At 65.2% G+C, this 22,914-nt stretch carries 19 protein-coding genes and 1 tRNA gene; 16 read left to right on the forward strand and 4 right to left on the reverse strand.

Annotated features, from left to right (window positions below):
- Nucleotides 1-69: 69 nt before the first annotated feature.
- On the reverse strand, nt 70-924 hold the full coding sequence (locus EYE42_RS03320; protein ID WP_130989902.1) for a L,D-transpeptidase: 855 nt from the start codon (nt 922-924) through the stop codon (nt 70-72).
- Between the two features lie 363 nt (nt 925-1,287).
- Between EYE42_RS03320 and EYE42_RS03325 the strand changes: the two genes are divergently transcribed.
- The 5 genes from EYE42_RS03325 to dxs are packed head-to-tail and all read left to right on the forward strand — an operon-like array spanning nt 1,288 to nt 6,922.
- Nucleotides 1,288-2,931 carry an MFS transporter gene (locus EYE42_RS03325; protein WP_130989903.1) on the forward strand — a complete coding sequence of 548 codons (1,644 nt, stop codon included), beginning with the start codon at nt 1,288-1,290 and terminating at the stop codon, nt 2,929-2,931.
- 5 nt (nt 2,932-2,936) lie between these two features.
- Nucleotides 2,937-3,857, forward strand: coding sequence for a histone deacetylase family protein (locus tag EYE42_RS03330; protein ID WP_130989904.1), 921 nt, complete (start codon nt 2,937-2,939; stop codon nt 3,855-3,857).
- Nucleotides 3,854-4,090 carry an exodeoxyribonuclease VII small subunit gene (locus tag EYE42_RS03335; protein ID WP_130989905.1) on the forward strand — a complete coding sequence of 79 codons (237 nt, stop codon included), beginning with the start codon at nt 3,854-3,856 and terminating at the stop codon, nt 4,088-4,090. Before EYE42_RS03330 ends, EYE42_RS03335 begins: the two co-directional genes overlap by 4 nt.
- Complete coding sequence (locus EYE42_RS03340; RefSeq protein ID WP_130989906.1) at nt 4,090-4,953, forward strand: polyprenyl synthetase family protein; 864 nt, start codon at nt 4,090-4,092, stop codon at nt 4,951-4,953. Before EYE42_RS03335 ends, EYE42_RS03340 begins: the two co-directional genes overlap by 1 nt.
- A 52-nt stretch (nt 4,954-5,005) precedes the next feature.
- Nucleotides 5,006-6,922 carry a 1-deoxy-D-xylulose-5-phosphate synthase gene (gene dxs, locus EYE42_RS03345; protein ID WP_130989907.1) on the forward strand — a complete coding sequence of 639 codons (1,917 nt, stop codon included), beginning with the start codon at nt 5,006-5,008 and terminating at the stop codon, nt 6,920-6,922.
- A gap of 278 nt (nt 6,923-7,200) precedes the next feature.
- On the opposite strand, the gene clpB is transcribed toward dxs, so the two are convergent.
- Nucleotides 7,201-9,840 (reverse strand): ATP-dependent chaperone ClpB, encoded by a 2,640-nt coding sequence (clpB, locus tag EYE42_RS03350; protein WP_130989908.1) that lies wholly within the window; start codon nt 9,838-9,840, stop codon nt 7,201-7,203.
- A 157-nt stretch (nt 9,841-9,997) separates the two neighbouring features.
- Between clpB and pyrF the strand changes: the two genes are divergently transcribed.
- Together pyrF and EYE42_RS03360 are read left to right on the forward strand one after the other, a co-directional pair.
- On the forward strand, nt 9,998-10,681 hold the full coding sequence (gene pyrF / locus EYE42_RS03355) for an orotidine-5'-phosphate decarboxylase (RefSeq protein ID WP_165455702.1): 684 nt from the start codon (nt 9,998-10,000) through the stop codon (nt 10,679-10,681).
- 13 nt (nt 10,682-10,694) lie between these two features.
- Entirely contained in the window at nt 10,695-11,417 is a 723-nt protein-coding gene (locus EYE42_RS03360) for a hypothetical protein (RefSeq protein ID WP_130989910.1), read from the forward strand.
- Nucleotides 11,418-11,498: 81 nt separating this feature from the next.
- Here the strand turns inward: EYE42_RS03360 and EYE42_RS03365 are convergent, their stop codons facing one another.
- Nucleotides 11,499-12,365, reverse strand: coding sequence for an N-formylglutamate amidohydrolase (locus EYE42_RS03365; RefSeq protein WP_170309490.1), 867 nt, complete (start codon nt 12,363-12,365; stop codon nt 11,499-11,501).
- Nucleotides 12,366-12,515: 150 nt separating this feature from the next.
- Here EYE42_RS03365 and EYE42_RS03370 point away from each other — a divergent pair.
- The 5 genes from EYE42_RS03370 (at nt 12,516) to pnp (ending at nt 16,668) form a co-directional block, all read left to right on the forward strand.
- A tRNA-Val gene (locus tag EYE42_RS03370) sits at nt 12,516-12,590 on the forward strand.
- An 80-nt stretch (nt 12,591-12,670) separates the two neighbouring features.
- Nucleotides 12,671-12,796, forward strand: coding sequence for a type B 50S ribosomal protein L36 (gene ykgO / locus EYE42_RS03375; RefSeq protein ID WP_042245282.1), 126 nt, complete (start codon nt 12,671-12,673; stop codon nt 12,794-12,796).
- 231 nt (nt 12,797-13,027) lie between these two features.
- The gene (gene rpsO, locus EYE42_RS03380; RefSeq protein ID WP_130989911.1) at nt 13,028-13,297 is read left to right on the forward strand and encodes a 30S ribosomal protein S15; all 270 of its coding nucleotides are present in this window, start codon (nt 13,028-13,030) and stop codon (nt 13,295-13,297) included.
- Nucleotides 13,298-13,468: 171 nt separating this feature from the next.
- Entirely contained in the window at nt 13,469-13,993 is a 525-nt protein-coding gene (locus tag EYE42_RS03385) for a hypothetical protein (protein WP_130989912.1), read from the forward strand.
- A 530-nt stretch (nt 13,994-14,523) separates the two neighbouring features.
- The gene (pnp, locus tag EYE42_RS03390) at nt 14,524-16,668 is read left to right on the forward strand and encodes a polyribonucleotide nucleotidyltransferase (RefSeq protein WP_130989913.1); all 2,145 of its coding nucleotides are present in this window, start codon (nt 14,524-14,526) and stop codon (nt 16,666-16,668) included.
- A gap of 287 nt (nt 16,669-16,955) precedes the next feature.
- On the opposite strand, the gene EYE42_RS03395 is transcribed toward pnp, so the two are convergent.
- A complete protein-coding gene (locus EYE42_RS03395) occupies nt 16,956-17,612 on the reverse strand; it encodes a redoxin domain-containing protein (protein ID WP_130989914.1) in 657 nt (218 codons plus the stop codon).
- A 154-nt stretch (nt 17,613-17,766) separates the two neighbouring features.
- Here EYE42_RS03395 and EYE42_RS03400 point away from each other — a divergent pair, with 154 nt between their 5' ends.
- From EYE42_RS03400 to flgK, 4 genes are all read left to right on the forward strand, one after another.
- Nucleotides 17,767-19,215, forward strand: a complete 1,449-nt coding sequence (locus tag EYE42_RS03400; protein WP_130989915.1) for an aldehyde dehydrogenase family protein — start codon at nt 17,767-17,769, stop codon at nt 19,213-19,215.
- A gap of 111 nt (nt 19,216-19,326) precedes the next feature.
- Nucleotides 19,327-20,064 (forward strand): flagellar motor protein MotB, encoded by a 738-nt coding sequence (locus EYE42_RS03405; protein ID WP_130989916.1) that lies wholly within the window; start codon nt 19,327-19,329, stop codon nt 20,062-20,064.
- Nucleotides 20,065-20,133: 69 nt separating this feature from the next.
- Nucleotides 20,134-21,444, forward strand: coding sequence for a flagellar hook protein FlgE (locus tag EYE42_RS03410; RefSeq protein ID WP_130989917.1), 1,311 nt, complete (start codon nt 20,134-20,136; stop codon nt 21,442-21,444).
- 13 nt (nt 21,445-21,457) lie between these two features.
- Nucleotides 21,458-22,912: a flagellar hook-associated protein FlgK gene (gene flgK / locus EYE42_RS03415; protein WP_130989918.1), complete on the forward strand. Its 1,455-nt coding sequence runs from the start codon at nt 21,458-21,460 to the stop codon at nt 22,910-22,912.
- The last annotated feature ends 2 nt before the right edge of the window (nt 22,913-22,914 follow it).

Genomic DNA, 22,914 nt, shown 5'->3' on the forward strand with positions numbered 1-22,914 from the left:
GCATTGCAAATGGAAAGGCCCCGGCCGATGCCGGGGCCCTGATGTGGGGGTTTTCGCGGACCTTCGCGCTTACGGATAGGTCGTATCGGTCATCGTCGTCACCGGCATGCTGGCCGGGGTCGAGACGGTCGTGACCGCATACGGATCCGTGACCTGCATCGGAGCCGAGGCCGCAACGGCAGCCGAGGCGGGCGCCGGGGCCGGTTGTACCTGCCCGGCCGGCATCACATACCCTTCGGGGGTTTCGGTCATCGGCCCCTCCATGCGGATGCTTTCCTCCTGGCTGCGGACACGGACGGTGGTGCCGGTTTCCACCTGTTCGAACAGGTCGATGACATCCTGGTTGAACAGCCGGATGCAGCCCGCCGAGGTCGCCTTGCCGATGGACGACGGGTCCATGGTGCCATGGATGCGGTAATAGGTGTCGCGCCCGCCTTCGTACAGATACAGGGCCCGCGATCCCAGGGGGTTGTGCATGCCGCCCGACAGCCCGTCCGAGAATTGCTGGTACAGGTCGGGCTGCGTGCGGATCATGTTGTCGGTCGGCCGCCAGCTTGGCCAATGGGCTTTGCGGGCGATGGTCGCGGTTCCCGAATAACCCGTGCCGGCCCGGCCCACGGCCACGCCATAGCGCATCGCCATGCCGCCCGGCTGGACGTGATACAGCACGCGGGCATAGGGATCGACCACGATCGTGCCCGGCGCTTCAGAGCCATTGTAGGGCACCTGCTGGCGCTGGTTGCGGTCGGTCAGATAAGCCGCGCGGACGGCGGGGATTTGGATCGGTTCCCCGTTCGGGCCGGTATCGGTGCGGGCTTCGTAGAATGCGGGAACCGGCGGCGTGCCCAGTGTAACGGGTTGGCTGCTGTTTCCACATGCGGCCAGACCCAGGGCAACCGCCGTGAACAGGGAAACGAGACGCATTGTTCATCATCCTTCATGGCCTCTGGTGCGACAGGATTTCGCGACCCTCGGCGTGGCAAAATGATCCGGTCCGCCGCAAGCTGCGGGCCGACATGATTCGAGTTGGCTTCATCAGCCTGTTACAGGCATTCGGCGTCAACCCTTGCCGCCTTGTGCGCCAAACGGCAATCCCCGCCTTGTGGCGAAAGTGCGGCACTTTGTTCAAGATTGGCTGATCAGGAACAATCGGGCGGCGGTTTCGGTTGCATCGTCATCCCCGCCCAGCCCGGACGCGACCCGGCCCGACCCGCCAGTTTCCCCCGCCGGTTGCCCCTTGCCGCCGGCCCGTCTAGGCTGGCCCGAAACCAGAAGCATTCCCGTTCCGTGACCGACCCGACAGCACCCCGGCCCAGCCCCTCTGCGCTTGCCCCCTTTCGCCACCGTGATTTCCGCCTGTTGTGGGGGGCGACGCTGGTATCGAACTTCGGCGGGCTGGTTCAGGCGGTGGGTGCGGCCTGGCTGATGACGCAACTGACCGACAGCGCCACGCTGATCGCGCTGGTGCAGGCGTCGAACACGCTGCCCATCATGCTGCTGGCGCTGGGATCGGGCGCACTGGCCGACATCTTTGACCGCAAGACGATCCTGATGTTCGCGCAGATCTTCATGGCCGCCGTGTCGCTGGCCCTGGCGGTCGTGGCCTGGCAGGGCTGGCTGACGCCCTGGCTGCTGCTGGGATTCACGTTCCTGATCGGGGCGGGGCAGGCGCTCTACAATCCGCCCTGGCAGGCCAGCATGGGCGATCTGGTGCCGCGCGCCGACCTGCCGGCGGCGGTGACGCTGAATTCCGTGGGCTTCAACCTGATGCGCAGCGTCGGGCCTGCCGCGGGCGGGTTCATTGTCGCGGCCTTCGGCGCGGCGGCGGCATTTGCGGTGAATGCCGCCAGTTATGCCCCCCTGCTGGGCGCGCTGTTTCGCTGGCGTCCCGAGATCGCGCCCCGCACCGCACCGCCCGAGGCGTTCCTGCCTGCCGTGGGCGCCGGGCTGCGGTATGTGTTCCTGTCCCCCAATCTGCTGAAGGTGATCGGACGCGGCGCCCTGTTCGGATTTGCCGCGGTGTCGGTGCTGGCGTTGCTGCCCCTGGTCGCCAAAAGCCACCCCGAGGGCGGGTCGATGCTGTTCGGCGGTCTTCTGGGCTGCTACGGCATCGGGGCGATCTTCGGCGCGGCGCTGAACCCGCGCATCCGGGCGCGGTTCGACAATGAAAACATCGTCCGCATGGCCTTTGCCGGGTTTGCGCTGTCGGCGGTGGTGCTGGGCCAGACGCAATCGGTCGCGCTGCACGCGCTGGCGCTGCTGCCCGCAGGCGCGTCGTGGGTGCTGGCCCTGTCGCTGTTCAACGTCACGGTGCAATTGTCCACGCCGCGCTGGGTCGTGGCCCGCGCGCTGGCGCTGTACCAGACCGCGACCTTTGGCGGGATGGCCGCGGGATCCTGGGTCTGGGGCGGCGTTGCCGGCGCGCGCGGGCTGGGCGATGCCCTGACGGGGGCGGGGCTGGTGCTGCTGGCGGGGGCGGTGATCGGCGTCTGGTTCAAGGCACCGGAATTCGGCACCGCCGATCTGGACCCGGTGAACCGGTTCCGCGAACCCGCGCTGCGGCTGGATCTGCGCGGGCGGTCGGGACCGATCATGGTGATGGTCGATTACCGCATCGACCAGGCGGACGTGCCGGAATTCCTGCGCCTGATGCGCCGCCGCCGCGCCATCCGCCGCCGCGACGGCGCGCGCAACTGGGCGCTGCTGCGCGATCTGGAACATCCCGACCTGTGGTCCGAAAGCTATCACATCGCCACCTGGGACGAATATGTCCGCCACAACCTGCGCCGCACCAAGTCCGACGCCGAGGTGACGGTGGCCCTGCGCGCCCTGCACCGGGGCGAGGGCGATCCCCTGGTGCATCGCATGATCGAACGCCACAGCGTCGGCCCCGAGGACGACCTGCCCCTGATCGGCAAGATGGAGGTCTGATTGCCATGACCACGGCCCTGTTCACCCACCCCGACGCGGAACGCCACATCACGCCGCCAGGCCATCCCGAGCAAGTGGCGCGATACGCCGCCGTCATGGACGCGCTGGAGGCTATGGACCTCGACCGGCGCGAGGCCCCGCGCGCGGACGAGGCCGACCTGCTGCGCTGCCATCCGCAGTCCTATCTGGACCGCATCCGCGCGGCGATCCCCGGACAGGGCTGGCAGATGCTGGACACCGATACCCACCTGTCGCCCGGCAGCCTGGATGCGGCCCTGCGCGGGGCAGGGGGCGCGGTTGCTGCGGTGGACGCCGTACTGGCGGGCAAGGTCGCCAACGCCTTTGTCGCCATGCGTCCGCCCGGCCATCATGCCGAACGGGAAACGCCCATGGGCTTCTGCCTCTTTGGCAATGCAGCCATCGCGGCGAAACGCGGGCTGGACCATCACGGACTGGACCGCGTGGCGGTGCTGGATTTCGACGTGCATCACGGCAATGGCACCCAGGATCTGCTGTGGGACGAATCCCGCGCCTTTTTCGCATCCTCGCACCAGATGCCGCTTTATCCGGGCACCGGGGCGGTCACGGAACAGGGCGCGCATGGGCAGGTGATGAACGTCCCCCTGCGGGCCGGATCGGATGGGGCGGCGGGGCAGGCGGCCTGGCGCGATATTCTGGCGCGAGCCCGGGATTTCAAGCCACAACTGGTGATCGTCTCGGCGGGGTTCGATGCCCATGCCGCCGATCCTTTGGCCCAGCTCAACTGGACCGAGGGCGATTTCGCCGCCATCACCCGGATGATCTGCGAGCTGGCGGCGGACCTGTCGGCGCCGGTGGTATCCTGCCTGGAAGGTGGCTATGATCTGGCGGCCCTGGGGCGGTCCGCCCGCGCCCATGTCCACGTGCTGATGGAGGCCGGAGAATGAACGACATCGCGACCATGAGCTTTGAGGAGGCCATGAAGGAGCTTGAGGCCACGGTCGGCAAGCTGGAAACCGGCGATGCATCCCTGGACGAATCCATCCGCCTTTACGAACGCGGCGCCGCCCTGCGCGCCCATTGCGAGAAGCGCCTGCGCGAGGCCGAGGAGCGGGTGGAAAAGATCACCCTGGCGGCCAATGGCCAGCCCACCGGGACGGAACCGGCCGAGGGGTTGTGATGCAGGCCCGACTGGGCGCCGTGAAGGCGCAGGTGCAGGGCGCGCTCGACCGGGCGATCGTCGCGCTGCCGCCGGGCGAGTTGCGCGACGCCATGGGCTATGCCTGCGCGGGCGGCAAGCGCATCCGGGCCTTTCTGGTCATGGAATCCGCCCGCCTGCACGGGGTGTCCGACCATGCCGCCCTGCCCGTGGCGGCGGCGGTCGAGGCGCTGCACGCCTATTCGCTGGTCCATGACGACCTGCCCGCCATGGATAACGACGACCTGCGCCGGGGCCTGCCCACGCTGCATGTGAAATGGTCCGAGGCCACCGCGATCCTGGCGGGCGACGCGCTGAATGCGCTGGCCTTCGGGCTGCTGGCCGATCCGGCGGTGGGCGATGCCGCCGCCCGGCTGCGGCTGGTTGCCGCATTGGCACGGGCCTCGGGCGGGGCGGGGATGGTCTGGGGGCAGATGCTGGACATCGCGGCTGAGTCCGCCGCCGTGCCGTTGACGCTGGACCAGATCAAGGAGTTGCAGGACGGCAAGACCGGCGCGCTGATCCGCTTTGCCGCCAGTTCCGGTCCGCTGATCGCGGATGCCGACCTGGCGCCGCTGACCGCCTATGCCGACGCGCTGGGCCTTGCGTTCCAGATCGCCGACGACATCCTGGACGTGACCGGCAACGAAGATGTGACCGGCAAGCGCGTGGGCAAGGATGCCTCGGCGGGCAAGGCGACCTTCGTGTCCCTGCTGGGCCTGGACGGCGCGCGCGCCGAGGCCACGCGGCTGATCGACGCGGCCGATGCCGCCCTTGAACCCTATGGCAAGGACGCCGAAAACTTGCGTCAACTGGCGCGTTTCGTTATCGAACGTGACACCTGAGTGACGCCCGACCCCAAGCCCGCCCCGCCATTCCTGCCCGAAGGGCCAGCCGATGACCGACCTTGCCAAGACGCCGATCCTTGACCGGGTCACGCTGCCCTCGGACCTCAAGGCGCTGAGCGACCGCGAACTGCACCAGCTTGCCGATGAACTCAGGGCCGAAACGATCAGCGCGGTCAGCGTCACCGGCGGGCATCTGGGCGCGGGCCTGGGGGTGGTGGAACTGACCGTGGCGCTGCATGCGGTGTTCGATGCGCCGCGCGACAAGATCATCTGGGACGTGGGTCACCAGTGCTATCCCCACAAGATCCTGACCGGCCGGCGCAACCGCATCCGCACGCTGCGCATGGGTGGCGGGCTGGCCGGGTTCACCAAGCGCGCCGAGAGTCCCTATGACCCCTTCGGCGCGGGCCATTCCTCGACCTCGATCAGCGCCGCCCTGGGATTTGCGGTGGCGCGCGATCTGGGCGGCGATCCGGGCGACGCCATCGCGGTGATCGGCGATGGCGCCATGAGCGCCGGCATGGCCTTCGAGGCGCTGAACAACGCGGGCCACCTGGGCAAGCGGCTGATCGTGATCCTGAACGACAACGAAATGTCCATCGCCCCGCCGGTGGGCGCGCTGTCGTCCTATCTGACCAGTCTGTACACGCGCCGCCCGTTCCAGGATCTCCGGGCCGCCGCCAAGGGCGCGGTGGGCCTGTTGCCGCCGCCCTTCCAGGAAGGCGCGCGTCGGGCCAAGGAAATGCTGAAGGGCATGACCATCGGCGGCACCCTGTTCGAGGAACTGGGATTTTCCTATGTCGGGCCGGTCGATGGGCATGACCTGGACCAGCTTCTGCCGCTGCTGCGCACCGTCCGGGACCGCGCCACCGGTCCGGTTCTGATCCACGCCGTCACGCAAAAGGGCAAGGGCTATGCCCCTGCCGAAAACGCCGCCGACCGCGGCCATGCGACGGGCAAGTTCGATGTGATCACCGGCGTGCAGGCCAAGGCGAAATCGAATGCGCCCAGCTATACCGCCGTCTTTGCCCGCGCCCTGATCGACGAAGCCGGGCGGGACGAGCGGATCGTCGGCATCACTGCCGCCATGCCGGACGGCACGGGCCTGAAGCAGTTCGCCGAACGTTTCCCGCGCCGGACCTTTGACGTGGGCATTGCCGAACAGCACGCCGTGACCTTTTCCGCCGGGCTGGCGGCGGGCGGCATGAAGCCGTTCTGCGCGATCTATTCCACCTTCCTGCAACGCGGCTATGACCAGGTGGTCCATGACGTGGCGGTCCAGAACCTGCCGGTGCGCTTTGCCATCGACCGCGCGGGGCTGGTGGGCCAGGACGGTCCGACCCATGCCGGCGCCTATGACATCGCGTTCCTGGCCAACCTGCCGGGCATGGTCGTCATGGCCGCCGCCGACGAGGCCGAGCTGATGCACATGGTGGCCACCGCCGCCGCCCATGACAGCGGCCCCATCGCCTTCCGTTTCCCGCGCGGCGAGGGCACCGGGATTGACCTGCCCGAACGCGGCCATGTGCTGGAGATCGGCCGTGGCCGCATCGTGCGCGAAGGCAAGGGCGTCGCGATCCTGTCCTTTGGCACCCGCCTGTCCGAGGCTGAAAAGGCCTGCGAATCGCTGGCCGCGCGCGGCATCACGCCGACCCTTGCCGATGCCCGCTTTGCCAAGCCCCTGGACCGCGACCTGATCCTGCGGCTGTCGGCCACCCACGAGGCGCTGATCACGTTGGAGGAGGGCGCTGTCGGCGGCTTTGGCAGCCACGTGGCGCAGCTTCTGGCCGAGGCGGGGGTCTTTGACCGCGGGCTGCGGTTCCGGTCCATGGTGCTGCCCGACCGCTTTGTCGATCACGACGCGCCTTTTGCGATGTACGACACCTCGGCCCTGAACTCCTCCCATATCGAGGCCAAGGTGCTCGAGGCGATGGGCATTACCCTGCTGGCTGACCGGTCGGCGTGATCCACGTCTGCCTTTCCGGTGGGCAGGCCGCCGGTTCGTGCGGCAGGGATCGGTTTTTTCTGCGATGCCGCATGAAATTGCGACGCGAAAAACGACTTTTTAAGCGATTCGGCCCATTGTCGGGGGGTGGAGCGTGTGATCATGCCCCATTCCTCGAAGACGACAGATGATGCCGTCCAGCCGCCGGAAACCGTCCCCCTCCTCCCTGCGATGTTTCCGGCGGCCTTTCGGACACAAGAAAGGGAGCGCCACCACAGCGCCCCAATTCGCCGTTCCGGTCAGTGAAGCGTGGCTTCGGGCTTGGGGCCTTCGCCCACGGCGCCCAGCTTGGGGCCGGCCTTGCCGACCAGGCTGCCGACGATCAGCCCGTCCGGCCCGGCACTGACATGCACGGTCTGTCCATCCAGAACCTCGCCCGACAGCAGCAGTTCTGCCAGGGGGTCCTGCAGGGCGCGCTGGATCACCCGCTTCAACGGACGCGCGCCGAAGACCGGATCATAGCCCTGATCGGCCAGCCATTGGCGGGCCGCGTCATCCAGATCCAGCGTGATCTTGCGGGCTGCCAACCGCTGTTCCAGACGCCGCAACTGGACCTTGACGATGCCGTCCATGTTCTGCCGCGACAGGCGGCGGAAGATGATGATCTCGTCCAGGCGGTTCAGGAATTCGGGGCGGAAATGCGCCCTGACTGCCTCCATCACCTGATGGCGGGCCTCCGACGAATCCGATCCTTCGGGCAGATGCGACAGCGCCTGAGACCCGAGGTTCGAGGTCAGGATGATCAGGGTCTGCTTGAAGTCCACCGTCCGGCCCTGACCGTCGGTCAGCACCCCGTCGTCCAGCACCTGCAACAGCACGTTGAACACGTCCGGATGCGCCTTTTCGACTTCGTCGAAAAGGATAACCTGATAGGGGCGCCGCCGCACGGCCTCGGTCAGCACGCCCCCTTCGTCATAGCCGACATAGCCCGGAGGGGCCCCGATCAGGCGGGCCACGGAATGTTTTTCCATGAACTCGGACATGTCGATGCGGACCATCGCGGAATCGTCGTCGAACATGTATTCGGCCAGGGCCTTGGTCAGTTCGGTCTTGCCGACGCCGGTCGGCCCCAGGAACAGGAAGCTGCCCAGCGGACGGTTCTCGTCGTTCAGGCCGGCGCGGGCGCGGCGCACGGCGTTGCTGACCGCCACCACGGCTTCCTGCTGGCCGATGACGCGGGCGCCGATCTGCTCTTCCATCTTCAACAGCTTCTCGCGCTCGCCTTCCAGCATCTTGCTGGTGGGGATTCCGGTCCAGCGTTCCACGACCTCGGCGATCTGCTCGGGGCGCACGGCTTCCTCGACCATCAACCCGTCGGCGCCGCCGTTCTCGGTTTCGGCCAGCTTCTTTTCCAGGCCGGGGATGATGCCATAGGACAGTTCCCCCGCGCGGGCCAGGTTGCCCTCGCGCTTGGCCTGGTCCAGTTCGGCCCGCGCCCGGTCAAGCTGTTCCTTGAGGTTCCGGGACCCTTCCAGCTTGTCGCGCTCGGCCTGCCAGCGGGCCGTCATCTCGGCACTGCGCTGTTGCAGGTCAGACAGATCCTTTTCCAGCCGCTCCAGCCGGTCGCGGGATGCCGAATCGTCCTCTTTCTTCAGCGCCTCGGCCTCGATCTGCATTTGCAGGATCTGGCGGTCGAGCTGGTCCAGTTCCTCGGGCTTGCTGTCCACTTCCATGCGCAAGCGGCTGGCGGCCTCGTCCATCAGGTCGATGGCCTTGTCGGGCAGAAAGCGGTCGGTGATATAGCGGTGCGACAGCGTGGCCGCGGCGACCAGGGCCGCATCGCTGATGCGCACGCCGTGATGCAGTTCGTATTTTTCCTTGATGCCGCGCAGGATGCTGATGGTGTCCTCGACCGTCGGCTCGTTGACCATCACCGGCTGGAAACGCCGGGCAAGCGCGGCGTCCTTTTCGATATACTTGCGGTATTCGTCCAGCGTCGTCGCACCGATGCAGTGCAGTTCGCCCCGCGCGAGCGCCGGCTTGATCAGGTTGGCCGCGTCCATCGCGCCGTCGGTCTTGCCCGCGCCGACCAGGACGTGCAGTTCGTCGATGAACAGGATGATCTCGCCCGCGGCATTCTCGATTTCCTTCAGGATCGACTTCAGCCGCTCCTCGAATTCGCCGCGATATTTCGACCCGGCGATCAGGGCACCCATGTCCAAGGCCATCAGCCTCTTGTCGCGCAGGGATTCGGGCACGTCGCCATCGACGATGCGCAGGGCCAGTCCTTCGGCAATGGCGGTTTTACCCACGCCGGGTTCGCCGATCAGCACCGGGTTGTTCTTGGTGCGGCGCGACAGAACCTGCATGGCCCGGCGGATTTCCTCGTCCCGGCCGATGATCGGGTCGATCTTGCCGTCGCGCGCGGCCTGCGTCAGGTCGCGGGCATATTTCTCAAGCGCCTCGTAACTGTCCTCGGCAGATGCGCTGTCTGCCGTGCGGCCCTTGCGGATGTCATTGATCGCGGCGTTCAGGTTCTGGGCGTTCACCCCCCCCGCCGACAAGGCATCGCGGGCATTGGTGTTGACCATGGCAAGCGCCATCAGGATACGTTCGGCCGGCACGAAACTGTCGCCCGCCTTCTTGGCGACCTGCTCGGCCTCGTCCAGGACGCGCACCAGCAAGGGGTCCACATAAACCTGGCCGTTGCCGCCCTTGACCTTGGGCAGCTTGCCCACGGCCAGATCGACGGCCTCCTTGACGCGACGCGCATCGCCGCCCGCGCGGGTGATCAGGTTCGACGACAGCCCCTGGTCGTCGTCCATCAGCGCCTTGAGCAGATGTTCGGGAACGACCCGCTGGTTTTCCTCGCGGATCGCAATGGTCTGGGCCGCCTGCATGAAACCGCGCGACCGCTCGGTGAACTTTTCCATGTTCATCGACAATCTCTCCTTCATTAGCCCCCGTGTCGCAGGCGCCCTGTTGCGGCGCGCCCCGGTCCGGGTCTTCGATCAAGACTTGGGGGCTTTGCCGGCACTTTCAAGGCGCGGCCGCCTGTGCGATAACACCGCGATTTCAACGGGCATGGGGACGGGCATGGACGACCGGCTGATCGTGGCGCTGGATGTGCCGAACGCCCTTGCGGGGCTGGATCTGGCCGAGCGGTTGGGCGATGCCGTGGGCTTCTACAAGATCGGGCTTGGAATGCTGACCGGCGGCGGGCTGGCGCTTGCCAACGAACTCAAGGGGGACCATGGCAAGCGGATCTTCCTGGACATGAAGCTGTTCGACATCGGCGCCACGGTGGAATCCGCCGTCCGGGGGCTGGCGGCGTTCGACCTGGATTTCCTGACGGTGCATGGCGATCCGCATGTCGTGCGCGCCGCAAAGGAAGGCGCCTCGGGGTCGAACCTGAAAATTTTGGGCGTGACGATCCTGACCTCGCTGGAACGCTCGGATCTTGACGCGGGAATGCTTCGGCCCGGCGATCTGCACGAGATCACCGTGGAACGCGCCGCCCGCGCCTTCGAGGCGGGCGCCGACGGCATCATCTGTTCCCCGCGCGAGGCGGCGGCGATCCGCGCCCTGCCGGGATCGCGCCTGATCGTGACGCCGGGGGTCCGTCCCGCGGGCGCGGCCCTGGGCGATCAGAAGCGCGTCGAAACCCCAGCCAGCGCAATCGCCGCCGGAGCCGATCACATCGTGGTCGGCCGTCCGGTCTGGCAGGCTGCCGATCCGCGCGCGGCAGTGCAGGCGATCCTGGCGGAACTGCGCGGCTGAGGGAGCAGGCGATATGGCGGACAAGAACGGGATTTCCCAAAAGGCGCACAACGATCTGGTTCTGTCGTTTCTGGCCGTTCGTCGGGCCATCGGGGCGCTGGGATTTTTTCTGCCCCTGGCCCTGATCGCCTATGGCCTGGGCAGCGGAGAGATGCTGTCCAGCCTTTCGGCCTCTTATTATTCTCCCATGCGCGAGGTGTTCGTGGGCACCCTGATCGCGCAGGCCGTGTTCCTGTGGAGCTATGAAGGGTTCCGCCCCGATGCCGGCGACCTGATCAGCGACAAGATGACGGCCCGCGTCGCGGCGGTGGCCATTGCCCTGGTGGCATTGGTGCCGACCTGTCCCGGCGACGGCATCTGCGAAGTGCCGCCAGAAACCTGCACCCTGCTGCAATGCGCCCTGAAGCCCCCGCTGTCGGCATGGGTTCATCTGATCGCGGCGGCGGTGTTTTTCGGGGCGCTGGCGCTCTATTGCCTGGTGCTGTTCACCAAGGGGGCGGTGGATGGACCAGAGAAACAGGCATCGAATCGCATCTATCGGATCTGCGGCTGGACCATCATCGTCAGCATCGGGATGGTGGGCCTATTGTTCGCCGCCCGGCTGGACGATCCGTTGAAGGGGCTGAACCCCGTATTCTGGCTGGAAACGATCGCAACCTTTGCCTTTGCGGCAAGCTGGATGGTCAAGGGCGACGCGCTGCGCCCGTTGGTGCATACGGTCGCGGCGATGCGCTGATCGGGTCAGTCTTCGCCGCCACGGCCCCGAAGGCGGCGAAAAGCCCGCCCGGCCGATTCCCGCCGGCATGGGCGCCTTTCGCTATTGCGCCGCGATCACTGTCTGGATGGGACCGTCGGCATCCAGAACAGACAGTCTGCGGATGACCGCTGTGAACCTGGCTGCGAAGTCGTCGAACCCCTCATGGGGGGTGATGGTCTGTTCATCCATGTACAATGCCCGGTCGATTTCCAGTTGCACCACATGGACGTTCTGGCCGGGGCGCCCATAGGTCGAACAGATATAGGCGCCCGCAAAAGGCGAATTGCGCCGCACGCGCCAACCTTCGGATTCGATGGCGGCGACGATGGCGTCCGACACCCGCGCGGCGGCTGACAGGCCATGGCGATTTCCCAGAACCATGTCTGGCCGCGACCCTTGCAGATGACCCAGCGCATCATGGGGCATCGAATGCATGTCGATCAGGATCGCCTGGCCGAACCGGGATCGTGCCTCGGCGATCAGGCCGGACAAGGCCTGATGATAAGGCCGCCAATAGCTGTTGATGCGGCGTTCGGCCTCGGACCGTTCAAGGGGGCGTTCCAGGATCGCGCGGCCTTGGGACACGACGCGCGGGATGACCCCCAGCCCCGCCAGGGTCCGCTGGTTCAGCGGATGGCGCGGCACGCCGCGCACGACAAGGGGGTCGATCTCGTCGGGCGCGCGGTTCAGGTCCACGACGGCGCGGGGCACCTGCGCCCGAATCGTCACCGCGCCAAAGTCGGGCGCGCCGGCGATCAGCCGGTCCACGAAGGCATCCTCGGACGAGCGCAGCGTTGCGGGGGGCAGCCGCGTGCCCTTCAGGAACCAGTCGGGATAGATGCAGCCCGAATGCGGGGATCCAAAGATGACGCCACTGACCCAGTGATCGGGCCGCTCGATCAGGACGGAAAGGTCGGATTCGGTCAAGGCAGACCCCGGCAGGCGGTTTCTTCGGGTCCCATATAAGCAATAACTTTCTTGCTGCGATAGGCTTGAAACCCTGTTTGCCCGTCTGTATAGACACGCGGACCCAAGGCCGTTCGGCGCGCAATCCTGCGGGCCGGACTTCCGGGGAACGGGCGGTTAGCTCAGCGGTAGAGCACTACGTTGACATCGTAGTGGCCACTGGTTCGATCCCAGTACCGCCCACCATTGTTTTCGCCGCCCCCGGCCGGACAGTCGGGGGCCTTTCGTTTTCCTGCGGCTGCGGGCCGCGTGATGGAGAAAAACCGATGAAGGTTCGCAATTCGCTCCGCTCGCTGAAAAGCCGGCACCGCGACTGCCAGGTGGTGCGCCGCAAGGGCCGCATCTATGTGATCAACAAGACCAACCGCCGGTTCAAGGCCCGCCAGGGCTGATCGACCGGTCCCCGTGGATCGCAGGGAGAACGAGACAACCCGCCACGCCGGCGGGTTTTTTCATGCCGCGGTCGGCGTTGGGGGGAGCCGTCCGGCGATCCGCCTGCACCCCCTTTCCATGGCGCCGCTTTTCCTTTATGGGCGGCCATCCGCCAAGGCGGAGACCTCCACGGGCCAGCGCTGGACGACATCCCGGCCTGAGCCATAACCCTTTTGCAAAAGGAGAACCCGATGTCGATCACTGTCGAGGAAAAGGCCCGCGTCATTCAGGAATTCGCGACCGGGGCCAACGACACCGGCTCGGCCGAGGTGCAGGTGGCGATCCTGTCGTCGCGCATCGCCACCCTGACCGAGCATTTCAAGACCCACAAGAAGGACAACCATTCGCGCCGTGGCCTTCTGAAGCTGGTTGCACAGCGCCGCAAGCTGCTGGACTATCTCAAGCGCAAGGACGAGGCCCGCTATACGGACCTGATCGGCAAGCTGGGCCTGCGCCGCTGATCGCGGCACGGCCGACCGCCATCCTGCATCAAGCGCCCGCAAACGATTTGCGGGCGCGTTTGATTTGCAAAGCGGGATGGTTAAGAATTCGTTAAAATTCATAGGGCTTTGTCGTAGGCTAAAGGTGGTTTGCGGGCTAGTTTCGCGATGTTTTTGTGAAAGGAACCGCACATGGTACTGAGTCTTCTGAAGCCCGTCATGAGCCCATCGCCGTCATCCACCACCACGACCGCGCCCACGACCAATATATCCGCCTCCACCTCTGCATCTGCGCCCCCCGAGTCGGAGTCCACCACCGAGGCTGCCGGGCAGCAGACAAGCCAGCCCGAGGCGCCCGAGGGGGTGAGGTTCGATTTTTCGGACGCTGCCCTGAAACAGATCGAGGCGGCGGCCTTGTCGGCTGAAACAGCGATGATGTCCGGGTCCACCCGGTCCTATGGCCTGAGCAGGTCAGAGGCTCCTGCGGCAACGTCCGCCGGTCCTGTCGAGCGATCGGCCGATGCCGTCGACCCGACCGAGGAAGATCGCGCCCGCGCCTGGGCCATCCGGGGAATGGAGCGGGAAAAGCTGCTGAATCTGGTCAGCACGCTGAACGCCACACCTGCCGCCAATCCGGCCGAAAAAGAGGTGGCAGAGTATGCCGCCGCTCAGCCAAATATCCAGATAGCCCCGTCGTCCGATCGCCTCGTGGCGTGATAAAACCTGTATCGCCCTGTCACGCCCGCAGCCTGTCAAGCTGCGGGCGTTCTGATTATTTCCCCCAGGAACTTGGACAAGATTTTGGTCTGAATGGTTTTTCATAATCCATTCGGCCAAATGCGTCGTCTTTTCTGTCCTGCGGGCACTTTCTTTTCATGTCCAGGTTTCTTCCCGGCAGACCCCCTCCAATCCTATGGCGGCAACCATGCAGCCCGGAATCTGCCTTTGTCCGACAATCTGGTTTCCGCCGATGATCGCCCTCGGCATCTCTGCATGGCGCGAGAGGTCTGAGAGTTCCGAAGAATGTCTCCTCCGGGCACAGGCACTCACCTGCCTGCGCCTGCAAGGGCGGCGAAAGCCCGAATCGCGCCGGGCTTCCCAAGACCCGTGTTTTCCTGTAATGCCCCGCCATCTGTGACGTGACGCCCCAAGCCCCGGGGCACATGCAAAGGATAGGGGCGGCGGCAATGGGGCCGCCATAGGACACGGCCGCTGCCAGAGGGCTGGCGCGGCCCAGAGGAAACCAGATGTTCGACGAAGTGAAGAAATCCATCCAGTGGGGCCAAGAAACGCTCACGCTGGAAACGGGCAAGGTTGCCCGTCAGGCCGACGGCAGCGTCATCGCCACCCTGGGCGAGACCAGCGTCATGGCCAACGTGACCTTCGCAAAGGAACCCAAGCCGGGGCAGGATTTCTTTCCCCTGACGGTTCATTATCAGGAAAAATACTATGCCGCCGGCAAGATCCCCGGCGGCTTCTTCAAGCGCGAGGCGCGCCCGACCGAAAAGGAAACGCTGACCGCGCGCCTGATCGACCGGCCTTGCCGTCCGCTGTTCGCGCCGGGCTTCAAGAACGAAACCCTGGTGATGTGCACGGTCCTGTCGCACGATCTGGTCAACGATCCCGACATCGTCGCGATGATCGCGGCATCGGCCGCGCTGACCATTTCGGGCGTTCCCTTCATGGGGCCGATCGGTGCGGCCCGCGTGGGCTTTGCCAACGGCGCCTATGTGCTGAACCCCGAGGTTCAGGATATGGACAACCTGCGCGCCAATCCCGAACAGCGCCTGGATCTGGTCGTCGCCGGCACCAAGGACGCCGTGATGATGGTCGAATCCGAGGCCTATGAGCTGACCGAGGAGGAGATGCTGGGCGCCGTCAAGTTCGGCCACGAACAGATGCAGCCGGTCATCGACCTGATCATCGACCTGGCCGAGGCTGCCGCCAAGGAGCCTTTCGATTTCCGGTCGCCCGACTACAGCACGCTCTCTGCCCGCGTGAAGGAACTGGGCGAGGACGGGATGCGCGCGGCCTATGGCCTCATCGACAAGGCCGAGCGGCGCGACGCGATCCAGACGGTGCGCGAAACGATCGTGGCCAGCCTGTCCGAGGAGGAACTGGCCGATCCGAACCTGGGTTCGGCGCTGAAGAAACTGGAATCCGGTATCCTGCGCGGTGACATCATCCGCGGCGGCGCCCGCATCGACGGCCGCGACAACCGCACCGTCCGGGCCATCCAGTCCGAGGTCGGCATCCTGCCGCGCACGCACGGCTCGGCCCTGTTCACCCGCGGCGAGACGCAGGCCCTGGTGGTCACCACGCTGGGCACCGGCGATGACGAACAGATCATCGACGCGCTGCACGGCAACAGCCGCTCGAACTTCCTCCTCCACTACAATTTCCCGCCCTATTCGGTGGGCGAGGTGGGTCGCGTAGGGTCGCCCGGCCGCCGCGAGATCGGCCACGGCAAGCTGGCCTGGCGCGCGTTGCAGGCTGTTCTGCCCGCACCGACGGATTTCCCCTATACCATCCGCCTCGTGTCCGAGATCACCGAATCGAACGGTTCGTCCTCGATGGCGTCGGTCTGCGGCGGCTCGCTGTCGATGATGGATGCGGGTGTGCCGCTCAAGGCGCCGGTGGCCGGCGTGGCCATGGGCCTGATCCTCGAGGATCAGGACAACTGGGCAATCCTGACCGACATCCTGGGCGATGAGGATCACCTGGGCGACATGGACTTCAAGGTTGCCGGCACCGCCGAGGGCATCACCAGCCTGCAGATGGACATCAAGGTTCAGGGCATCACCCCCGCCATCATGGAGCAGGCCCTGGCCCAAGCCAAGGACGGCCGGCTGCATATCCTGACCGAGATGGGCAAGGCCCTGACCGAAGGGCGCCGCGAATTCAGCGCCCATGCCCCGCGCATCGAGACGATGACCATCCCCACCGACAAGATCCGCGAAGTGATCGGTTCGGGCGGCAAGGTCATCCGCGAGATCGTGGAAACCTCGGGCGCCAAGGTGGACATCAACGACGACGGCACCATCAAGATCGCCTCGGCCAATGCCGATTCGATCAAGAAGGCCTATGATCTGATCTGGTCGATCGTGGCCGAGCCGGAAGAGGGCAAGATCTATACCGGCAAGGTCGTCAAGCTGGTCGATTTTGGCGCCTTCGTAAACTTCTTCGGCAAGCGCGACGGTCTGGTTCATGTGTCCCAGATCGCCAACAAGCGCCTGACCCATCCCAACGAGGTTCTGAAGGAAGGCCAGGAGGTCAAGGTCAAACTGCTGGGCTTTGATGACCGCGGCAAGGTCCGCCTGGGCATGAAGATGGTCGACCAGCAGACCGGCGAGGAAATCGCCGAGAAGAAGGAAGAAACAACCGAAGGCTGAGGCCCGTTGTCTTGAACCGACAGGATGCCCCCGGTCCCCGGGGGTATCCGTGCTTTGACCGGGATTGCAGATGGCTCATCTGGCATCATTCTGGACTGGCGGCGGGCTGGGCCGCCAAGGGGCAGAGGCGTTTCCAGCGCAACCCAGGCGATCGTCCGGCGACCGCCATTCCCTTTATCCCCTGATCAGGCAGTACCGCATGGCCGGCGACAGGGCCTTGGGCCTTGGGGCACAGGCTGTTGCAGCAGGCCCGGCCGACGCGGCGCGGCACGGGCCGGGACTGATGGTCACGCCGGATCCTTGGCAAACCGCAGATAAGGCAGCTTGATGTCGAGGGGGCCATAGCGTTCCGCGGCGGCCTTGTCGTCCAATGCCAGGGCCACGATCACGTCCTGCCCCGGCACCCAGTCGGCCGGCGTGGCAATGGGCACGCCATCGGTCTTGCGCACGGCATCCAGGGCCCGCAGGATTTCGGCAAAGTTGCGGCCGATCGACATGGGATAGGTCATCGTCAGACGGATCTTCTTGTCCGGTCCGACAATGAAGACGCTGCGCACCGTCGCCGAATGCTGCGGCGTGCGCCCTTCGGTCGGCAGATAGTATTCGGCGGGCAGCATGTCATAGGCCTTGGCCACCGTCAGGTCGCTGTCGTCGATGATCGCGAAATTGGCCGGAGCACCCGCGACCTGCTCGATGTCGCGCTTCCATTTGGCGTGGTCCTCGACCGAATCGACCGAGACGCCGATCACCTTGGTGTTGCGCTTTTCGAATTCAGGGATCAGCCGGGCCACGGCGCCGAATTCGGTGGTGCAGACCGGCGTGAAGTCGCGCGGGTGGCTGAAGATGATGGCATAGCTGTCGCCCAGCCAGTCGTGAAACCGGATCTCGCCCTCGGTCGAGGGGGCGGTGAAATCGGGGGCGATGTCGTTGATGCGCAGGGACATGGCGTGACCTTTCCAGAAAGGGTATCAAAGGCAACATAGGCCGATCAGGCCGGAATGCCAGAGATTGCCTGCAGCGGGCTGTCTGCTTGCCGGGGGTTGCGCCCACGCGATCCGCGATCCACGCTGCGACGGGAAATGCGACAAAGGGATGCCGATGACCGACCTTCTGGACAAGCGCAAGTTCTACATCGACGGGGCATGGGTGGACCCGGCACGGCCCAACGATCTCGAGGTGATCGATCCCTCGACCGAGGATGCCGTAGCCGTCATCAGCCTGGGCGACCAGGCCGACACCGACCGCGCCGTGGCCGCGGCCAAGGCTGCCTTTGCCGGCTGGTCGCAGACCGAACCTGCCGAACGGCTGGCCCATGTTCAGCGGATTCTGGACATCTATCGCCGCCGGGCCGGCGACATGGCCTGGGCCATCAGCCACGAGATGGGCGCGCCGCAGGACATGTCCTTGAACGACCAGGTCGATGCCGGAGCCTATCACATCCAGAACTTCATCGATGCCTTCCGGGATTTCCGCTTCATCCGCCCGTTGGGGGATCACGCCCCGACCTCGATGATCGCATGGGAGCCGGTGGGCGTGGCGGGTCTTATCACTCCCTGGAACTGGCCCATGAACCAGGTCACACTGAAGGTCATTCCCGCGATCCTTGCGGGCAACGCCTGCGTGCTGAAACCCTCCGAGATCGCGCCCCTGTCCTCTTTGCTGTTTGCCGAGATCGTTGACGAGGCCGGACTGCCCAGGGGTGTTTTCAACCTGGTCAACGGCGACGGGTCGGGGGTGGGCGCGCAGCTCTCTACCCACCGCGACGTGGACATGATCAGCTTTACCGGATCGACCCGCGCGGGCATCGCCATCACCAAGGCCGCGGCCGATACCCTGAAGAAGGTGGTTCTGGAGCTGGGCGGCAAGGGCGCCAACATCGTCTTTGCCGATGCCGACGACAAGGCCGTCGTGCGGGGCGCGCGTCACTGTTTCTATAACAGCGGTCAATCCTGCAATGCGCCGACCCGGATGCTGGTCGAACGTTCGATCTATGACCGGGCGGTCGAGACGGCCGCGCGGGTCGCCCAGGAAACGCAGGTGGCCAGCGCCCATCAGCCGGGCCGCCATATCGGCCCGGTGGTCAGCCGCCAGCAATGGGAACGTATCCAGGACCTGATCCAGAAGGGCATCGACGAGGGCGCCCGCCTGGTCGCCGGCGGACCCGGCCTGCCCGAGGGCGTCAATCGCGGCTATTTTGTGCGCCCCACCGTCTTTGCCGATGTCGGCAACGACATGGCCATCGCCCAGCAGGAAATCTTTGGCCCCGTCCTGTCGATCATTCCCTTTGACAGCGAGGACGAAGCCATCGCCATCGCCAACGACACTCCTTATGGTCTGACAAACTATGTCCAGTCGCAGGACGGCGCGAAACGCAACCGCGTGGCCCGCCGCCTGCGGTCCGGCATGGTCGAGATGAATGGCGTGTCCCGCGGTGCCGGATCGGCCTTTGGCGGTGTCAGGATGTCGGGCCGTGCCCGTGAGGGCGGCGTGATGGGGCTTGAGGAATTCATGGATTCCAAGGCCATAAGCGGCTGGGCCAACGACTGAGCCTGCCGGTCCCTTGGGATGTCCGATAATACCGGGCATTTGAGGGGTTAACTTGTTCTTTGCCCTGCATATCGCGACATTGTACCCGAATGGTTCAAGGCGGTCAGGACAATGGCAAGGCAAAAAGGGGCTGATGGTCCCACGATCATGATCAAGCGGGTCACCGCCTCGACCGAAGTGGGACACCACGGCGGGGCATGGAAGGTTGCCTATGCGGACTTCGTGACCGCAATGATGGCATTTTTCCTGCTGATGTGGCTGCTGAGCGCCACCACCGAACAACAGCGCAAGGGTTTGGCCGATTATTTCAATCCGACCATCGTGCGCACGCCGGGCGCCTCGGGCGATGGGCTGGAACAGTTGGGCAAGGCGCCATCCGACGCTGCCTTTGAACAGATCGCCGCCGAAATCGACCGGCAACTGCGCGGTGGCGGTGGCGAATCGCAGCAGTTGACCAACCTTTTGCGCCATGTCGCGACCCGGATGACCGATGAGGGCCTGGTCATCGAACTGGGCGACCTGACCGACCAGCCCCTGTTTGTCGAGGATACCGGCCAGCCGCAGCCGATTCTGTCCGACCTGACGCGAATCATCGGTCGGGTCATCGCCAAGACCCGCAACCAGATCGCCATCTCGGGCCATGTGCGGGCCTATCCGGAAACCCTCGTGACCTCTCCGGTCTGGGCCTTGTCAAACGCGCGTGCCCATACCGTGCGCAACCTGCTGGAAGGGTCGAGCCTGGACGCGCAGCGAATCCAGCGTGTTACGGGATATGCCGACCGCAAGGCAGTAACCCAGAATCCCATGGACCCGGCCAACAACCGGATCGAGGTGATTTTACTCAGATGACCACGGCGATTAGCCGAATCTTAAGCCCTGGCATGGATGATCCATGTTGAACCACAAGAAGGTGATGCCATGTCAATGTCTTCCGCAATGAGCGCCGGGGTTTCGGGGCTGGCTGCGAACTCCACGCGTCTCGCCACCATCTCGGACAATATCGCGAATTCCGGAACGCACGGCTACAAGCGAGTAGAGACCGACTTCAACGCCTTTGTGATGAATCAGGGCCGGACAGCCGGGCTGTATTCGGCGGGCGGCGTCACGGCAGCCACGCAAAGGGTGATCGAAGATGACGGAGGGCTCACTACCACTGGCCATCCTCTGGACATCGCGGTGGCGGGGCGCGGCATGTTGCCGGTAACGTCGATCGTGGGTATCGACAACGGGTTCTCTGATGCCCCTTTCATGATGACCCGGACAGGGTCGTTCAGAACCGATGCCGAGGGGGTGCTGAGAACCGGTTCGGGACTGGTCCTGATGGGGTGGCCGGCCCAGCCGGATGGCACGGTGCCGGTGATGACGCGCGACAGCATGGGCAGCCTTGCTCCGATTGTGGTCAATACCAACCAGACCGCCGGCGATCCGACGACCAGGGTTTCGCTGGGCGTCAACCTGCCCGCCACGGAAACGCAGCCGGGCGCATCGGGTGCGCCTCTTCCTTTGAAGGTGGAATATTTCGGCAATCTCGGCACCTCGGAATATCTGGACATCAACTTCGTGCCGGACACGTCAGACCCGATGGGCATGTCCAACACCTGGGTGATAGAGATCAGCGATTCTGCATCGGACCCGGCGCTGAACCCCATCTCGACCCATACCATCACCTTCAATGACGGGCGGGCCAATGGCGGCAGCATTGCCACCGTCGCACCTGCCGGCAACTACGATCCGGTATCAGGCTCGATCTCCCTGGCGGTCGGGGGCGGCGTGATGGATCTGGTGATCGGCACACCGGGGGGGACGACAGGCCTGCGGCAGTTGTCGGCCAATTTTTCGCCCACCAATATCACCAAGAACGGATCGCCCGTCGGAAACCTGACCACGGTCGAGGTGGATGCCAATGGCTTCCTGAAGGCCAGCTATGACACGGGCTTCATCAAGACGCTTTATCAGATTCCGCTAGTGGACGTGCCCAACCCCAACGGGCTGAATTCGCTCAGCGCACAGGCCTATACCGTGTCATCGACGTCGGGGAACTTTTTCCTGTGGGATGCAGGCGACGGACCGACCGGGGCGATCCAGGGTTATGCGCTTGAGGAATCGACCACCGATGTGGCCAAGGAACTGACCCATCTGATCCAGACGCAGCGCGCCTATTCCTCGAACGCCAAGATCATCCAGACGGTGGACGAGATGCTGCAAGAAACCACCAATATCAAGCGCTGAAGGACCCGGGGACATGAGCATCGCACGCGCCCTTGGCAACGCCCTGTCGGGACTGACCACGACCGCCCGGGGAACCGAGATGGTGGCGGCCAATATTGCGAATGCCTCGACACCGGGCTATGCGCGGCGCGATCTTGTCGTCAGCCCCCAGACGGTCGGGGGCAATGCCGGGGGCGTCAGGATCGACGGCGTGTCCCGCGCCGTCAATGCCAGCATCCTGTCCGAATTGCGCTCGGCCGAATCCGCGCGCGCCGAGGCTGCGACCCGGCTGACCTTTGCAGCCGAGATCGAAAACGCCATCGGCATTGCCGGCAATGCCGGAAGCCTGGGGTCTGCCCTGAACGACTTTCGCGCGGCTCTTGGTTCGGCCGCCAGCCGGCCCGATGATGAGGTTCGGCTGACCCATGCCGTGGACAAGGCGCGGGTTCTGGCCCGGCAGTTCAACACCATCTCGGACAAGGTGCAGGCTGCGCGTAGCGCCGCCGATCAGGCAATCGCTGACGATGTCGCCACCCTGAACGTGTCGCTGACCCAAGTGGCCGATCTCAACCGCAAGATCACTGCCTTGGAGGCGGACGGCTCTGACCCCTCGTCGCTCTACGACCAGCGCCAAGGCATCATCAGCGAAATCGCCAAGATCGTGCCGGTTCAAGAGGTGATGCGTCCCGCGGGCGCCGTTGCGCTGTTCACCGCCGAAGGTGCGGTGCTGTTGGACGGAACGGTTCCCACGGACTTCTCGTTTGCGGCGGCGGGCCAGATCACCCCGGACCAGACGATCGGGGCGCCGCTTGCCTTGTTGACGCAAAACGGCATTGACCTGTCTTCGCCGCAAATGCGGCTTTATGGGGGCGGGCGGCTGGCTGCAAATTTCGCCATCCGCGATGAACTGGCCCCGGCAGCCCAGTCGCTGGTGGACGATCTGGCCATGGACTTGCATGATCGTCTGACCGATCCGGCAGTTGATCCGACCCTTGCGGCGGGAATGGCCGGACTTTTCACCGATGCCGGAGCTTTTGCCGATCCGGCAAACAAGGCCGGACTGGCCGGGCGCCTCGGGGTGAACTCGGCTCTTGTGATATCCGAAGGGGGCGATGCCTGGCGTTTGCGATCGGGCATCGGCGCGGCGACCCCCGGTGCCGTTGGCGATTCATCCCTGCTGATCGCCCTGTCGAACGCCATGGACACAGCACAGGCCGCGCCCAGCGCGACAGGTTTTTCCGGCACGGCTACGCTGATAGGTCGGCTTGGCGCGGTAGAGTCGCAGATTTCGACCGCAAGGGTGAATGCCCAATCCGCAGCCACCGTCCGCAACAGTCAGGCCGATACCATCGCCACGCGCTTTCTGGCCGATGGAGTCAATAGCGACGCTGAAATGCAGAAGCTTCTGCAATATGAACAGGCTTATGCCGCTAATGCGCGCGTGATCCAAGCCATCCAGACCATGATGGACCAGATATTGGAGATTTGACG

The organism is Paracoccus subflavus, from assembly GCF_004310345.1.
Taxonomy (GTDB): domain Bacteria; phylum Pseudomonadota; class Alphaproteobacteria; order Rhodobacterales; family Rhodobacteraceae; genus Paracoccus; species Paracoccus subflavus.

Coding starts and splice junctions, on each gene's coding strand:
- EYE42_RS03320 (WP_130989902.1), bottom strand. CDS start 924: ATGCGTCTCGTTTCCCTGTTCACGGCGGTTGCCCTGGGTCTGGCCGCA.
- EYE42_RS03330 (WP_130989904.1), top strand. CDS start 2,937: ATGACCACGGCCCTGTTCACCCACCCCGACGCGGAACGCCACATCACG.
- EYE42_RS03335 (WP_130989905.1), top strand. CDS start 3,854: ATGAACGACATCGCGACCATGAGCTTTGAGGAGGCCATGAAGGAGCTT.
- EYE42_RS03340 (WP_130989906.1), top strand. CDS start 4,090: ATGCAGGCCCGACTGGGCGCCGTGAAGGCGCAGGTGCAGGGCGCGCTC.
- dxs (WP_130989907.1), top strand. CDS start 5,006: ATGACCGACCTTGCCAAGACGCCGATCCTTGACCGGGTCACGCTGCCC.
- clpB (WP_130989908.1), bottom strand. CDS start 9,840: ATGAACATGGAAAAGTTCACCGAGCGGTCGCGCGGTTTCATGCAGGCG.
- pyrF (WP_165455702.1), top strand. CDS start 9,998: ATGGACGACCGGCTGATCGTGGCGCTGGATGTGCCGAACGCCCTTGCG.
- EYE42_RS03360 (WP_130989910.1), top strand. CDS start 10,695: ATGGCGGACAAGAACGGGATTTCCCAAAAGGCGCACAACGATCTGGTT.
- ykgO (WP_042245282.1), top strand. CDS start 12,671: ATGAAGGTTCGCAATTCGCTCCGCTCGCTGAAAAGCCGGCACCGCGAC.
- rpsO (WP_130989911.1), top strand. CDS start 13,028: ATGTCGATCACTGTCGAGGAAAAGGCCCGCGTCATTCAGGAATTCGCG.
- EYE42_RS03385 (WP_130989912.1), top strand. CDS start 13,469: ATGGTACTGAGTCTTCTGAAGCCCGTCATGAGCCCATCGCCGTCATCC.
- pnp (WP_130989913.1), top strand. CDS start 14,524: ATGTTCGACGAAGTGAAGAAATCCATCCAGTGGGGCCAAGAAACGCTC.
- EYE42_RS03395 (WP_130989914.1), bottom strand. CDS start 17,612: ATGTCCCTGCGCATCAACGACATCGCCCCCGATTTCACCGCCCCCTCG.
- EYE42_RS03400 (WP_130989915.1), top strand. CDS start 17,767: ATGACCGACCTTCTGGACAAGCGCAAGTTCTACATCGACGGGGCATGG.
- EYE42_RS03405 (WP_130989916.1), top strand. CDS start 19,327: ATGGCAAGGCAAAAAGGGGCTGATGGTCCCACGATCATGATCAAGCGG.
- EYE42_RS03410 (WP_130989917.1), top strand. CDS start 20,134: ATGTCAATGTCTTCCGCAATGAGCGCCGGGGTTTCGGGGCTGGCTGCG.
- flgK (WP_130989918.1), top strand. CDS start 21,458: ATGAGCATCGCACGCGCCCTTGGCAACGCCCTGTCGGGACTGACCACG.